At 65.3% G+C, this 12,809-nt stretch carries 14 protein-coding genes; 6 read left to right on the top strand and 8 right to left on the bottom strand.

Annotated elements, in window-relative coordinates; all coding sequences use genetic code 11:
* Positions 1-7: 7 nt before the first annotated feature.
* Positions 8-610 carry a 2-hydroxychromene-2-carboxylate isomerase gene (locus WDN01_20805; protein MEJ0028471.1) on the bottom strand — a complete coding sequence of 201 codons (603 nt, stop codon included), beginning with the start codon at positions 608-610 and terminating at the stop codon, positions 8-10.
* A 249-nt stretch (positions 611-859) separates the two neighbouring features.
* Between WDN01_20805 and hfaA the strand changes: the two genes are divergently transcribed.
* Genes hfaA through WDN01_20790 form a run of 3 tightly spaced genes read left to right on the top strand, consistent with a single transcriptional unit; the run spans position 860 to position 2,974 of the window.
* Positions 860-1,294, top strand: coding sequence for a holdfast anchoring protein HfaA (hfaA, locus tag WDN01_20800; protein ID MEJ0028470.1), 435 nt, complete (start codon positions 860-862; stop codon positions 1,292-1,294).
* 29 nt (positions 1,295-1,323) lie between these two features.
* Positions 1,324-2,352: a holdfast anchoring protein HfaB gene (gene hfaB, locus WDN01_20795; GenBank protein ID MEJ0028469.1), complete on the top strand. Its 1,029-nt coding sequence runs from the start codon at positions 1,324-1,326 to the stop codon at positions 2,350-2,352.
* Positions 2,330-2,974, top strand: a complete 645-nt coding sequence (locus WDN01_20790; protein MEJ0028468.1) for a hypothetical protein — start codon at positions 2,330-2,332, stop codon at positions 2,972-2,974. Before hfaB ends, WDN01_20790 begins: the two co-directional genes overlap by 23 nt.
* A gap of 107 nt (positions 2,975-3,081) precedes the next feature.
* Here the strand turns inward: WDN01_20790 and WDN01_20785 are convergent, their stop codons facing one another.
* From WDN01_20785 to WDN01_20755, 7 genes are all read right to left on the bottom strand, one after another.
* The gene (locus WDN01_20785) at positions 3,082-3,945 is read right to left on the bottom strand and encodes a CoA ester lyase (GenBank protein MEJ0028467.1); all 864 of its coding nucleotides are present in this window, start codon (positions 3,943-3,945) and stop codon (positions 3,082-3,084) included.
* A complete protein-coding gene (locus tag WDN01_20780; protein MEJ0028466.1) occupies positions 3,946-4,314 on the bottom strand; it encodes a PIN domain-containing protein in 369 nt (122 codons plus the stop codon).
* On the bottom strand, positions 4,311-4,508 hold the full coding sequence (locus WDN01_20775) for a type II toxin-antitoxin system VapB family antitoxin (GenBank protein MEJ0028465.1): 198 nt from the start codon (positions 4,506-4,508) through the stop codon (positions 4,311-4,313). The genes WDN01_20780 and WDN01_20775 overlap by 4 nt, the downstream gene beginning before the upstream one ends.
* Positions 4,509-4,562: 54 nt before the next feature.
* The gene (locus WDN01_20770) at positions 4,563-5,015 is read right to left on the bottom strand and encodes a MaoC family dehydratase (GenBank protein ID MEJ0028464.1); all 453 of its coding nucleotides are present in this window, start codon (positions 5,013-5,015) and stop codon (positions 4,563-4,565) included.
* 17 nt (positions 5,016-5,032) lie between these two features.
* Positions 5,033-5,647: a carbonic anhydrase gene (locus WDN01_20765; GenBank protein ID MEJ0028463.1), complete on the bottom strand. Its 615-nt coding sequence runs from the start codon at positions 5,645-5,647 to the stop codon at positions 5,033-5,035.
* Positions 5,648-5,677: 30 nt separating this feature from the next.
* Positions 5,678-6,361 (bottom strand): carbonic anhydrase, encoded by a 684-nt coding sequence (locus tag WDN01_20760; protein MEJ0028462.1) that lies wholly within the window; start codon positions 6,359-6,361, stop codon positions 5,678-5,680.
* Between the two features lie 307 nt (positions 6,362-6,668).
* Complete coding sequence (locus WDN01_20755) at positions 6,669-7,835, bottom strand: acyl-CoA dehydrogenase family protein (GenBank protein MEJ0028461.1); 1,167 nt, start codon at positions 7,833-7,835, stop codon at positions 6,669-6,671.
* 237 nt (positions 7,836-8,072) lie between these two features.
* On the opposite strand from WDN01_20755, the gene WDN01_20750 reads away from it, so the two are divergent.
* The 3 genes from WDN01_20750 to WDN01_20740 are packed head-to-tail and all read left to right on the top strand — an operon-like array spanning position 8,073 to position 12,804.
* On the top strand, positions 8,073-9,908 hold the full coding sequence (locus tag WDN01_20750; GenBank protein ID MEJ0028460.1) for an FAD-dependent oxidoreductase: 1,836 nt from the start codon (positions 8,073-8,075) through the stop codon (positions 9,906-9,908).
* Positions 9,909-9,922: 14 nt separating this feature from the next.
* Entirely contained in the window at positions 9,923-11,755 is a 1,833-nt protein-coding gene (locus WDN01_20745; GenBank protein ID MEJ0028459.1) for a 2-oxoacid:acceptor oxidoreductase subunit alpha, read from the top strand.
* Positions 11,752-12,804 (top strand): 2-oxoacid:ferredoxin oxidoreductase subunit beta, encoded by a 1,053-nt coding sequence (locus WDN01_20740; protein MEJ0028458.1) that lies wholly within the window; start codon positions 11,752-11,754, stop codon positions 12,802-12,804. Before WDN01_20745 ends, WDN01_20740 begins: the two co-directional genes overlap by 4 nt.
* Positions 12,805-12,809: the final 5 nt, after the last annotated feature.

The raw sequence follows: 12,809 nt of genomic DNA, 5'->3' as shown, positions 1-12,809 counted from the left end.
AAATCCTTCAGCGGCGGAGCGCCGCTTCCACCAGTTCCATCCGGTCGTTGCCGAAATACATGTCGGTCCGCTCGACATATATGGTGGGCGAGCCGAAGCCGCCACGGGCGATCAGCTCGTCGGTGTTGGCCCGGAGGCGGTCCTTGATGTCGGCCTCCTGGCTGCGCGCCAGGATATGGTCGCCGTTCAGGTCCGCCGCCTCGCAGACCGCGACCAGGACATGCGGCAGGCTGATGTCCCGGCCGTGCGACCAATAGGCCTCGAAGCAGGCGCCGGCGAACGGCACCAGCTTGCCCTCGTCCTGCGCGGCGAGGGCGCAGCGCATGGCGGCCGTCGCCTTCACCGGAAAGACCGGCGGCGGCATGACGATCTTCAGGCCCAGAAGCCGCGCCCAGTCCTGCAGGTCCTTGGCGCCATACGCCGCCTTGCGCGGATCGGGGCTGGCTCTGCGCTCATAGACCTCGCGGTTGACCGCGTTGAACACTCCGCCGACCAGGATCGGCTTCCACACGATGTCGGCACCGGTGCGCGCCGCGATCGGCTGGACCCGCGTGAAGGCGAGATAGGTCCAGGGCGAGGAACAGTCGAAGAAGAATTCCAGCGTGGCCAACCGGGCCTCCGTGCGGCGTGTGCCCCAAACTAGCGCAGGCGCGTGCCGCTTTGAAACACGAACGATCCTCGTCATGGGCGGCCTTGAGCCGCCCATCCATCCGGCGCGCGCCGGCGCGCCGGAAAAAGCCTTCTTTTGCGCCCGCAGACGCGGGCGCGATGGGTGGCCGGGTCAAGCCCGGCCATGACGGGAATATGGCTGGCACGGGGGTTGCTCACCTGGGTCGCAGGATCACAGCAGAGAACAGACATGGCCAAGCTCCTCCCGTTTCGCATTGCCGCCGCCGCGCTGATCGCCGCCGGCGCCGTCGCCACGGCCGCACACGCCGGCGACTACAGCAATGCCAGCGCCTACAACGCGCCGTTCGGCATGCAGGCCGGCCAGGAGAACGCGCCGCCCAACGCTTCGCTGCGCGACGCCAACGGCAATCTCACCGTGGTGAACGGACAGTTCACCAGCGCCAATTTCGGCACCTCGGCCGGCGCCAGCGCGTCGGGCTCGGGCGCCGGAAGCTCCTACGCCGGCGCTGGCATGAGCGGTGCATCGAGCACCGTGGGCGCGGCAACGGCCATCGGAAACCAGCTCAACGTCGTGACTCTCGGAAACAACAACACCGTCGTCGTCAACGCGGTGCAGACCAACAACGGAAATCAGACAGCCACCAATACCGTCAACGGCCACTAACAGCAGAAAGACAAAGGGAAGCCCCTCCCATGACTCTTCGCGGAAAAAAATATCTCCTACAGCCGCTGGTCCTCGTGATCGCCGGCCTGTCGCTCGCCGGCTGCATCAGCCCGCAGGCCGACAGCATCACCGGCCGCTACACGGCGCCGATCGGCGGCTCGCCGGTGATCTCCAACGAGACGCCCTATTCCGCCGCGCTGCGCTGCATGTCCGGATACACCGGCCAGCGTCCGCTGAAGATCGCGGTCGGCCAGATCGCCGACTACACCGGAAAGAGCGAAAGCGACAATTCGGGACGCAAGATCACCCAGGGCGCCGCCCTGATGGCGATGAGCGCGCTCTCGAAGGCCGGCGTGCACCTCGTCGAGCGCTTCGACACCTCGGTCGCCGAGATGGAGCTGAAATACGCCAACAACAAGCTGATCGGCGCGGATCCGGCCGGCGGCCAGGCCGGCGGCCCCGACTACCGCCAGATCATCGCCGGCTCGATCCCGGGCTCCGACTACTACCTGGTCGGCGGCATCACCGAGCTCAACTTCAACATCCGCTCGGAAGGCGCCAGCGGTGACGGCGGCGGCACGGCCACCAACGGGCTCAAGGGCACGGTCGGCGGCAACATGTACGTCATGAATGTCGGCCTCGACCTTCGCCTGGTCGACACCAAGACGCTGCAGGTGGTCGACGTGATCTCCTACCAGAAGCAGATCATCGGCCATCAGATCTCGGCCGGCGTGTTCGACTTCCTGGGCGCGAACTTCTTCGACGCCTCGGTCGGCGAAAGCGCCCTGGAGCCGATCCAGCTCGCGGTCCGCTCGGTGATCGAGCGCGCCGTGCTGGAGATGACGGCGCGGCTCTACCGCACCAACGGCTCCTGCGCCGCCTCGACCGACCCGCTCGCCGACGGCAACGACCATCCCGCGCCGCTGCCCTATCACGCCAACAACAACCCCGTCACCGCCCGCAACGAGGAACACACCAATGACGCGTCTCGCCAAGATCCTTATCGCTTCTACGGTTCTAGCGATCCTGCCGGGAATGGCCTGCGCGGGTCAGAGTAACGGCGAAGGCGGCCATCTTCCGTCCCCGCCGGCGATTTCGACGTCGGGCAGCACGATCCTGAACGGCCAGGTGAGCTTCGGCGCGCAGTGGTCGACGATCGACACGACCGCCAAGAATGTCGGCGGCGACGTGGTGATCCAGGGCCAGGCGGCCGGCAATGTGTTCGAAGCCGTCACCTTCGACGACACCCATGTCAATTCGAGCCAGGACGACGAGAGCACCAATATCGGCTCGACCATCAACGCCAATGTCAACGGCGTGGGCGGCAGCGTGAGCATCTCGGGCCTGGCGGTCTGCAACTCGACCGACGTCTCGACCGATCCGAACGTCACCGCCGTGACCAGCAAGCAATATTGCGGCGCGCAGGACCCGGGCTCGGAGATCAACGGCAAGATCAACAATGTGGCGGGCGATGTCGCGGTCCAGTCGACGGCCTACGGCAACACCTACACCGAAGACACCAACGCGCTGAGCGCCCCAACCAACCTGGCGCAGACCAACACCTCCAACGTGTTCTCGACGGCGAATGTGGCGGTCCATAATGTCGGCGGCAGCGTCGGCGTCACATCCTCGGCGGTCGGCAACAACGTGCAGGTCGTGCACTATTCGACTACGCCCTGATCGACGGTCCGCGTGGACGCCGCCGGGGGCAAACGGCGGCGTCCGGAGAGAAGGAGGGCGAAAGCCCTCCTTCTTTTTTTGTCGGGAAAGTGCGCCCTGCCGCGTCGCTATTGGAGCGCGGCGGCGAGCGCCAGCACATGGCGCGCCTGTTTGAGATGCGGCTGGTCGAGCATCTTGCCGTCGAGCGACGCGACGCCGGCGCCCGAGGCGAAGGCGGCGACGACCTTGGTCGCGTGCGCGACATCGGCGGGCGACGGCGTGAAGGCGGCGTTGATCGGCCCGACCTGGTCGGGATGGATCGCGAGCATGCCGGAGAAGCCCTCGCGCTGGGCACGGCGGGCGGCGCGGTCCAGGCCGGCGCCGTCGCGGAAATCGGCGTGCAGGGTCTCGATGGCGTCGACGCGAGCGGCCTTGGCGGCGATCAGGACCATCGCGCGCACCATCTGGTGCACGAAGAGGAATTCGCCGTCGTCGTCGCGGTTGATCGCGGCGCCGAGCGCGGCGGCGAGATCCTCGGCGCCCCAGCTCATCGCGGCGAGGCGCGGCGGCGGCGAGCGATAGTCCCCGAGCGACAGCACGGCGGTCGGGGTTTCGGTGGCGACGGGGAGCAGCTTGATCGAGCGCTGGGCGAGGCCGGCCTCGGTCTCCAGCGTGATCAGATGCGCGTCGAGGATGAGCAGGTCCTGCGGCCCGTCGGGCTTCGGGACCACGAGGCCGGTGGGCGCGGACGCCACGACGGCCGCCATGTCGGCGACGAAATCGGGCGAGCCGACCGGATTGATGCGCACCCAGATCGCGGGGCGGTGGCCCCCCTTCAGGAATTCGCGGGCGAGGCCGCGGGCTTTGGCGCGGTTGCCGGGCGCGACGGAATCCTCGAGGTCGAGGATCAGCGCATCGGCCGGCGAGGATGCCGCCCTGGCGAGCTTCTTCTCGGAATCGGCGGGGACGAAGAGGAGGGAGCGGAGGATCATTCAGTTCAAGCCCTTGGCCGCGATGCCGAGCTTCTCGGCAAAGGCACGAAGACGCTTATCGCGGGTCCAGATACCACAAAACGACAATGCGGCGCCGGTCAATAGATGGACGTCGACGTAACCAAGGCCGGTACCAAAGAGCTGATAACGGTCGACGAATTCGACCACTTCTTCATCCTCTGCCCGTTCGGCAGGCGGCAGATGGCGCAGCGTATCCAGAATCCCCTTGCGGGGACGGAGATGGCCCAACGCAAGCTCGCCCAACACAAAGGGATGCATTGCCACTTCATCTGCAAGCAACAGTCGATCCATCGAAGGATCGCGCGCGCGCAAATGATCGATCCAGACGGACGTATCCGCGAGAATCACGACTTGCCGAAACGGCGGCGAGGGGGCGCCTTCAGCCTGGGCTGCGATCCGCCAAGAGCGGCAAGCCGCCTCGCAGCGGCCCGCTCGATAAGGGCTTTGAGTCCGGCGTTCAGGAGCGCGGTTCTCTCCGTGATTCCGGTATATTTCTCCGCATCCGCGAGCAATTCGTCGTCGAGCGTTACGGTCGTGCGCATGACAATCTCCAAGCACCAAAAATAGCATCAATTCGCGCCAAATTCAATGCAGGCTCAAACCGGCTTCCTGTGCATCAGGGCGCTGCGTTTGCATTGAGCGACGGTTTCGCCGCGCTGGTTGATCGCCTTGTGCTGGAACACCACGATGCCCTGCGTCGGGCGGGACTTGCTGTCGCGCAGCTCCAGCACCTCGGTCGCGACATGCAGCGTGTCGCCGTGGAAGACGGGCTTGGGGAAGATCACGTCGGTCATGCCGAGATTGGCGACCGTGGTGCCGAGCGTGGTCTCGTGCACCGAGATGCCGATCATGAGACCCAGCGTGAACAGCGAATTGACGATGCGGGCGCCGAATTCGGTGGCCTTGCCGTATTCCTCGTCCAGATGCAGCGCGGCGGGATTGTGCGTCATCGCGGTGAAAAGGACGTTGTCGGCCTCCGTCACCGTGCGGCGGATGGCGTGATCGAAGGTCTGGCCGACCGAGAACTGCTCGAAATAAAGGCCGGGCATGCGGGATCTCCTCTATCTCATTCCACCGCGACGAAGGCGCCGGTGGCGCGGTCCAGGATTTCCAGACGCCCGTCGGCGATGCCGAAGCGCGCGCCGTGGAGCGCGAGGCGGCCGTCCTTCGCCCGTTCCGCCACGAAGGGGAAGGTCAGGAGATTGGCGAGCGAGAGGGCGACGCAATCGCGCTCCATCGCGACATGGCGCGCCGCGGCGTCGCGGATATGGGCGGAATGCACGCGCACGGGATCGAGCAGCGCGATCCAGTTGCCGAGGAAGGGGACGCCGTCCGCCAGGCTGCCGTCGAGCGCCGCCGCGATGCCGCCGCACTGGGCGTGGCCGAGGACCAGGATGTGTTTCACGCCGAGCGTCACCACCGCGAAGGCGAGCGCGGCGCTGGTGCCGTGATAGCCGCTGTCGGTCTCGTAGGGCGGCACGATGCCGGCGACGTTCCGCACGACGAAAAGCTCGCCCGGCGCGGCGTCGAAGATGGTGGCCGGGTCGGCGCGGCTGTCGGAGCAGGCGATGACGAGATAGTCCGGCTTCTGGCCCTTGGCGGCCAGCTCCGCGTATTGCGCGCGTTCTTCCGGCCAGCGGCGGGCCTTGAAGGCGCGGTATCCTTCGATCAGACGGTCCATGCGCCGGTTATAGCGCGGCCGCGCGCAAAATCACCCCGCCGGGATGTTGGCGGGCGTTGCGGCGCTGCGGCCGGAACCGAACCAGCGGGAGAACAGGCCGGGGCGCTCAACCGGCTCGAACTCGCCGGTGTCGTGATCGAGCACTTCGAGAATGCCGTTGGCGATGTCGAAGCGCAGGCCGTCGACATGGATCGCGCCGGTCTTCTCGCGCTCGGCGATGAAGGGATAGCCGCGCAGGCGCTCGATCGAGAGCTTGATCGCGGCACGCTCGGCCTCGGTGTTGCCGTGGTTGTGGCCCTTGGGGATCTTGCTCTCGACCGCGGGCTTGAGGAGCTGGACCCATTGCTTGAGGAACGGGATCTTGTCGGCCGAGCTCGGGTCCATCGCCGCGGCGACGCCGCCGCATTTGGCATGGCCCATCACCACGACGTTGCGCACATTGAGCGCCAGCACGGCATAGGCGATCGCGGCGCGCGTGCCGAAAAAGCCGGTGTCGTCGCCATAGGGCGGCACCACAGCGGCGACGTTGCGCACCACGAAGAGCTCGCCCGGATTGGCGCTGAACACCGTCGCGGGATCGGAGCGGGAGTCGGAACAGGCGATCAGCAGATATTCGGGCCGCTGGCCGCGCTTGGCCATGCGCGCGTAGTTGGTGCGTTCTTCCGGCCAACGGGTCTTGCGGAATTCGCGATAGCCGCGAATGAGACGATCCATGGCACACCCCACAAACTTCGTGTCATGGCCCGTTTCACGGGCTCGCTTTCGAAGCGTTCACGATGCTACGGAACTTCGGATTTTGACAAGGCCCGCCGCGGATTTATTTGGTGAAGATTTGGCGTAAAAAATGTGCATGACGATTTGATTGCGGTCATCCGGCCACTGACAGCATGGCCCAATGGGCAATCACGTCCCACCCAGGAGCACTTGCGCTCAATCGGAGAGGGTGTCCCCTCCCCGAAATTCGCTCCGCTGCGCGGAGCAAATTTCGACCCTCCCGTGAACGGGAGGGTACGAGCGCGCCTCAATACGACTTCGGCAGGCCCAGCACGTTCTCGCCGATGAAGCTCAAGATGAGCTGTTCGCTCACCGGTGCGAGGCGCGGGATCATGCTTTCGCGAAGCAATCTCTCGATCTGGTATTCCTTCGCATAGCCCATGCCGCCATGGGTCATCATCGCCTTGGTGCAGGTGTCGAAGGCGGCGCGGGCGCCTAAGAATTTCGCGGCATTGGCTTCGGCGCCGCAGGGCGCGCCGGAATCGTAGAGCGCGGCGGCGCGCAGGGTGAGCCACCAGGCGCTTTCGAGATAGGTCCAGCATTCGGCGAGCGGATGCTGGATGCCCTGGTTCTGGCCGATGGGACGGCCGAACACGACGCGGTCGCGGGCATAGCGCGCGGCGCGGTCCAAGGCATCGCGGCCGAGGCCGATGGCCTCGGCGGCGATCAGGATGCGTTCGGGATTGAGGCTGTCGAGCAGATAGCGGAAGCCCTTGCCCTCCTCGCCGATGCGGTCGTCCTCGGCCACGAAAAGATCGTCGATGAAGACGGTGTTCGAATCCACGCCGGCACGGCCCATTTTCGGGATGCGGCGCACCTCGACCTTGGTGCGGTCGAGATCGGTGTAGAACAGCGTCATGCCGTCGGTCGGCTTCCTGCCGTCTTCCTTCTTCGCGGTGCGGGCGAGGATCAGCATCTTGTCGGCTTCCTGCGCCGTGGTCGTCCAGATCTTGCGGCCCTTCAGGATGTAGCCGCCCTTGGTGCGCCGCGCGAAGGTCTCGATGCTGGTGGTGTCGAGGCCGGCATTGGGTTCGGTGACGGCGAAGCAGGCCTTCTTCCCGCCCTTGATCAGCGGCGGCAGGATGCGGCGCTTCTGTTCGTCGCTGCCGTGCACGACGATGGCGTGGGGACCGAAGATGTTGAGATGGATCGACGAGGCCGCCGCGTAACCGCCGCCGCCCTTCGCCACCGTGTGCATCAGGATCGCCGCCTCCGTCACGCCGAGGCCGGCGCCGCCATATTCCACCGGCATGGCGATGCCGAGCCAGCCGGCGTCGGCCATCGCCTTGTGAAATTCGACCGGGAAGCGCGGCGTCGAATCGATCTCGGTCCAGTAGTCGTCGCCGAAGCGGGCGACGACGCGGCCGGCGTTTTCGGCGATGGCGCGGTGGTCGGCGGAGAGCGTGATGTCCATGTCCCCTATCCTGTCAGGGGTTAAAGCCGGTGGGAACAGGTGGGATTTGCAAGGCGGATCAACCCTTTGGGTGTATTAACACAGGTCGCAATTCGGATGCGAAGACGGTTGCGCCCGCTATCTCCCGGACTAAACTCAAAATTCAGGGGAAATACCGGGCTGACGAGTCTATAAGTGCGCCGCCTGAAGGGGCACGAACTCATCCGCGGGCACGATCACGGAGTTCAAAGTCATAAGATGAGTGTCACCGCCGATGGGCGTCCAGCGCCCGCGCCTGCGCGCCGCCCCGGGATGGCGCCGACCAATGTCTCCGATCCAAACTACTTCCACAAAGTGGTGGACTGTCAGTGGGCTTGTCCGGCGCACACGCCGGTGCCCGAATACATCAGGCTGATCGCGGAGGGGAAATACTCCAACGCCTATATGATCAACTGGCAGTCGAACGTGTTTCCGGGCGTGCTCGGCCGCACCTGCGACCGCCCCTGCGAGCCGGCCTGCCGGCGCGGGCGCGTCGAGGAAGACCCGGTGGCGATCTGCCGCCTCAAGCGCGTCGCCGCCGACAACAAGGACGATGTGAAGGGGCGGATGCCCAAGCCGGCCTCGACCCGGAACGGCAAGCGCATCGCGCTGATCGGCGCGGGGCCGGCCTCGCTGACCGTGGCGCGCGATCTTCTGCCGCTCGGCTATCATGTGACGATCTACGATGCCGACGCCAATGCCGGCGGCATGATGCGGACGCAGATTCCGAAATTCCGCCTGCCGGAGCATGTGCTGGACGAGGAGTGCAATTACATCCTCGATCTTCAGCCGGAGACGAAGTTCGGCCAGCGGATCGACAGTTTGAAGAGCGTGCTGGCCGAGGATTACGACGCGGTGTTCGTCGGCTGCGGCGCGCCGCGCGGGCGCGATCTCGAATTGCCGGGCCGCATGGACGCGGCGGCGAATATCCATATCGGCATCGACTGGCTGTCCTCCGTGTCGTTCGGACACACGACCAGCATCGGCAAGCGCGTCATCGTTCTGGGCGGCGGCAACACGGCGATGGATTGCTGCCGCACCTCGCGGAGGCTCGGCGGCGAGAAGGTGGCTGTCGTGGTGCGTTCCGGCTTCGACGAGATGAAGGCGTCTCCCTGGGAGAAGGAAGACGCGATTCACGAGGACATCCCGATCCACAATTTCATGGTGCCGAAGGAATTCCAGCACGCGGGCGGCAAGCTGACCGGCGTGGTGTTCGAGAAGGTGAAGGCCGAGCGCGACGCCAAGGGGCGGCGCAATCTCGTGCCGACCGGCGAGCCCGACGTGCTGATGGAATGCGACGACGTGCTGGTGGCCGTCGGCCAGGAGAACGCCTTCCCCTGGATCGAGCGCGACCTCGGCCTCGACTTCGACACATGGGACATGCCGGTGGTCGACGCCGTGACCTACCAGTCGACCAATCCGAAAGTGTTCTTCGGCGGCGACGCGGCCTTCGGGCCCAAGAACATCATCTGGGCGGTGGCGCATGGCCATGAGGCCGCGGTCTCCATCGATCTGTTCTGCAACGGCGAGGACGTGAAGGTGCGGCCGTCGCCGCTGGTGAACCTTGTCAGCCAGAAGATGGGCATCCACGAATGGGCCTATGACAACGACGTATCGATGGATCTGCGGTTCAAGGTGCCGCATGCGCCGAAGGAGAAGACCCTTCGCGACGTGAACATGGAGGTGGAGCTGGGCTTCACCCGCGATCTCGGCTTCAAGGAGGCGCAGCGCTGCCTCAATTGCGACGTCGAGACGGTGTTCGCCGAGAGCCTGTGCATCGAGTGCGATGCCTGCGTCGACATCTGCCCGGTGGACTGCATCACCTTCACGCTCAACGATCCGGAACCGGTGCTGCGCCATGAACTGACGGCGCCGGCGCTGAATCTGACCCAGGAGCTCTATATCTCGGACGTGCTGAAGACCGGGCGCATCATGGCGAAGGACGAGGATGTCTGCCTGCATTGCGGACTGTGCGCCGAGCGCTGCCCCACCGGCGCCTGGGACATGAAGAAATTCTATCTGGAAACCGCAAAGGCCGGCGCATGTCACAAGTGATGAAGCAGCCTGTCGTGCAGCCAATTTCCGCCGTCAACGATTTCGTCGTCAAGTTCGCCAACGTCAACGGCTCGGGCTCGGCGTCGGCCAACGAGTTGTTCGCGCGCGCGATCCTGCGCATGGGCGTGCCGGTATGCTCGCGCAACATCTTTCCCTCCAACATCCAGGGCCTGCCGACCTGGTACGAAGTGCGCGTCTCGGGCGAGGGCTGGCTGGGGCGGCGCGGCGAGACCGCCGACTTGGTGGTCGCGATGAATCCGCAGACCTGGAACAAGGATGTCGACAGCATCGAAGCCGGCGGCTACCTGCTTTACGATTCGACCAAGCCGCTGACGACGCAGAAGCTGCGCCCCGACGTGAATTTGCTCGGCGTGCCGCTGACCAGCCTGTCGAACCAGATCGAGGGCACGATCCCGCGCGAGCGGCAGCTGCTCAAGAACGTGATCACTCTGGGTGCAGCGGCGCAGTTGCTGTCGATGCATCTGGAAATCATCGAGGCGCTGATCGCCGACCAGTTCAAGGGCAAGGACAAGCTCATCAAGCTGAACTATCGCGCGATGCAGCTCGGCTACGACTATGCGGCGGCGAATCTGGCGGGCAAGTGCAGGCTGAAGGTCGAGAAGGCCGACAAGGTCGGCGACCGCATCTTCATCCAGGGCAATGACGCGGCGGGGCTGGGCGCGGTCTATGGCGGGGCGACGGTGTGCGCCTGGTATCCGATCACGCCCTCGACCTCGCTGGCGGAAGCGTTCACGGCGCATTGCAAGACCTTCCGCGTCGATCCGGTGACCAAGAAGAACAATTTCGCCATCGTCCAGGCGGAGGACGAGATCGCCGCCATCGGCATGGTGATCGGCGCGAACTGGAACGGCGCGCGGGGCTTCACCGCGACCTCCGGCCCCGGCATCAGCCTGATGCAGGAATTCTTCGGGCTCGCCTATTTCGCCGAAGTGCCGGCGGTGGTGTTCGACATCCAGCGCGGCGGGCCTTCCACCGGCATGCCGACGCGCACCCAGCAATCGGACATCCTGCTCGCGGCCTATGCGAGCCATGGCGACACCAAGCATGTGCTGCTGTTCCCGGAAGATCCGCGCGAGGCGTTCGAATTCGCCGCCGAGGCGTTCGACCTCGCCGAGCGGCTGCAGACGCCGGTCTTCGTGATGATGGACCTCGACATCGGGATGAACGACTGGCTGTGCAAGCCGCTGACCTGGGACGACAGCCGCAAATACGACCGCGGCAAGATCGTCACGGCGGAGGAACTGGAGGCCGGCAAATTCTTCGGCCGCTACACCGATGTCGACGGCGACGCGATTCCCTATCGCACGCTTCCGGCGACGCATCCGAGCAAGGGCGCCTATTTCACCCGCGGCTCCTCGCGCAACGCGATGGCGAAATATTCCGAGGAAGGCGCCGACTACGTCTACAACATGCAGCGGCTCTTGCGGAAACTCGAGACCGCCAAGGGGCTGGTGCCGGCGCCGGTGCGCCGCGACGCCAAGGAAAAGACCCGCTATGGCGCGATCTATTTCGGCTCGACCACGCCGGCGATGGACGAAGCCCTGGCCGTGCTGGAAAAGCATGGCATCCACCTGAACACGCTGCGCCTGCGCGCCTTCCCATTCGGCGAGGAGGTGGTTGATTTCGTGCAGGCGCATGACCAAGTGTTCGTGGTCGAGCAGAACCGCGACGCGCAAATGCAGAAGCTGATGGTCAACGAATGCGCCCTCGACCCGGCGCGGTTCATCTCCATCCTGCACTATGACGGCACGCCGATCACGGCACGGTTCATCACCCAGGCGATCGCCGAGCGGATGAAGGTGACACATAAGGAAGCGGCGGAATGACCTATATCGCCAAGCCGAAGCTGCATCATCCGGGACTGAAGCCCAACAAGCTGGGATTCACCCATCGCGACTATGAAGGCTCGATCTCGACGCTGTGCGCCGGCTGCGGCCACGATTCGATCTCGGCGGCGCTGATCCAGGCGGCCTATGAGCTGGACCTCGAACCCTATCGCGTGGCCAAGATGTCGGGCATCGGCTGCTCGTCCAAGACGCCGGATTATTTCCTTGGCAATGCGCATGGCTTCAACAGCGTGCACGGCCGCATGCCGAGCGTGCTGACGGGCGCCAATCTCGCCAATCGCGACCTGATCTATCTCGGCGTATCGGGCGACGGCGATTCCGCCTCCATCGGGCTCGGCCAGTTCGCCCATTGCGTGCGGCGCGGCGTGAACATGGTCTATATCTGCGAGAACAACGGCGTCTATGGCCTGACCAAGGGCCAGTTCTCGGCCACCGCCGACAAGGGCTCGCGCAGCAAGACGGCGGTCAACAGCGACAATCCGATCGACCTGGTGAGCCTGGCGCTGGTGCTGGGCGCGACCTTCGTGGCGCGCTCGTTCTCCGGCGACAAGAAGCAGCTCGTGCCGCTGCTGAAGGCGGCGATCGCGCATCAGGGCTCGGCGGTGCTCGACGTGATCAGCCCCTGCGTGCAGTTCAACAACAATCCGCAATCGACCAAATCCTACGATTTCGTGCGCGAGCACAATGAGGCGGTGAACCGGCTCGACTTCATCGAGGGCCGCAGCCCCATCACGGCGGACTACGAACCGGGCACGGTGCAGGTGGTGCAGCAGCATGACGGCTCGTTCCTGAAACTGTCCAAGCTGCACGCCGATTACGATCCGACCGACCGCGCGGGGGCGATGGCCTATCTGCAGGCGCGCCATGCGGCGGGAGAAGTGGTCACGGGGCTGCTCTATCTCGAGGAGCAGGCGGACGATCTTCATGCGGGGCTCAACACGACGGCGACGCCGCTGAACAAGCTGACCGAGCGCGAGCTCTGCCCCGGTTCCGCGAAGCTCGCCGCCCTCAACGACGAGTACCGCTGACGGCG

It is taken from the genome of Rhizomicrobium sp. (assembly GCA_037200985.1).
Lineage (GTDB): Bacteria > Pseudomonadota > Alphaproteobacteria > Micropepsales > Micropepsaceae > Rhizomicrobium.
Note: the sequence above shows the minus strand (reverse complement) of the source record. Positions and strands in the feature narration are given on the sequence as shown.

Excerpts from the sequence above, each read along its gene's own strand:
- hfaA (MEJ0028470.1), top strand. The coding sequence starts at position 860 with ATGGCCAAGCTCCTCCCGTTTCGCATTGCCGCCGCCGCGCTGATCGCC.
- hfaB (MEJ0028469.1), top strand. The coding sequence starts at position 1,324 with ATGACTCTTCGCGGAAAAAAATATCTCCTACAGCCGCTGGTCCTCGTG.
- WDN01_20790 (MEJ0028468.1), top strand. The coding sequence starts at position 2,330 with ATGGCCTGCGCGGGTCAGAGTAACGGCGAAGGCGGCCATCTTCCGTCC.
- WDN01_20785 (MEJ0028467.1), bottom strand. The coding sequence starts at position 3,945 with ATGATCCTCCGCTCCCTCCTCTTCGTCCCCGCCGATTCCGAGAAGAAG.
- WDN01_20775 (MEJ0028465.1), bottom strand. The coding sequence starts at position 4,508 with ATGCGCACGACCGTAACGCTCGACGACGAATTGCTCGCGGATGCGGAG.
- WDN01_20770 (MEJ0028464.1), bottom strand. The coding sequence starts at position 5,015 with ATGCCCGGCCTTTATTTCGAGCAGTTCTCGGTCGGCCAGACCTTCGAT.
- WDN01_20765 (MEJ0028463.1), bottom strand. The coding sequence starts at position 5,647 with ATGGACCGTCTGATCGAAGGATACCGCGCCTTCAAGGCCCGCCGCTGG.
- WDN01_20760 (MEJ0028462.1), bottom strand. The coding sequence starts at position 6,361 with ATGGATCGTCTCATTCGCGGCTATCGCGAATTCCGCAAGACCCGTTGG.
- WDN01_20755 (MEJ0028461.1), bottom strand. The coding sequence starts at position 7,835 with ATGGACATCACGCTCTCCGCCGACCACCGCGCCATCGCCGAAAACGCC.
- WDN01_20750 (MEJ0028460.1), top strand. The coding sequence starts at position 8,073 with ATGAGTGTCACCGCCGATGGGCGTCCAGCGCCCGCGCCTGCGCGCCGC.
- WDN01_20740 (MEJ0028458.1), top strand. The coding sequence starts at position 11,752 with ATGACCTATATCGCCAAGCCGAAGCTGCATCATCCGGGACTGAAGCCC.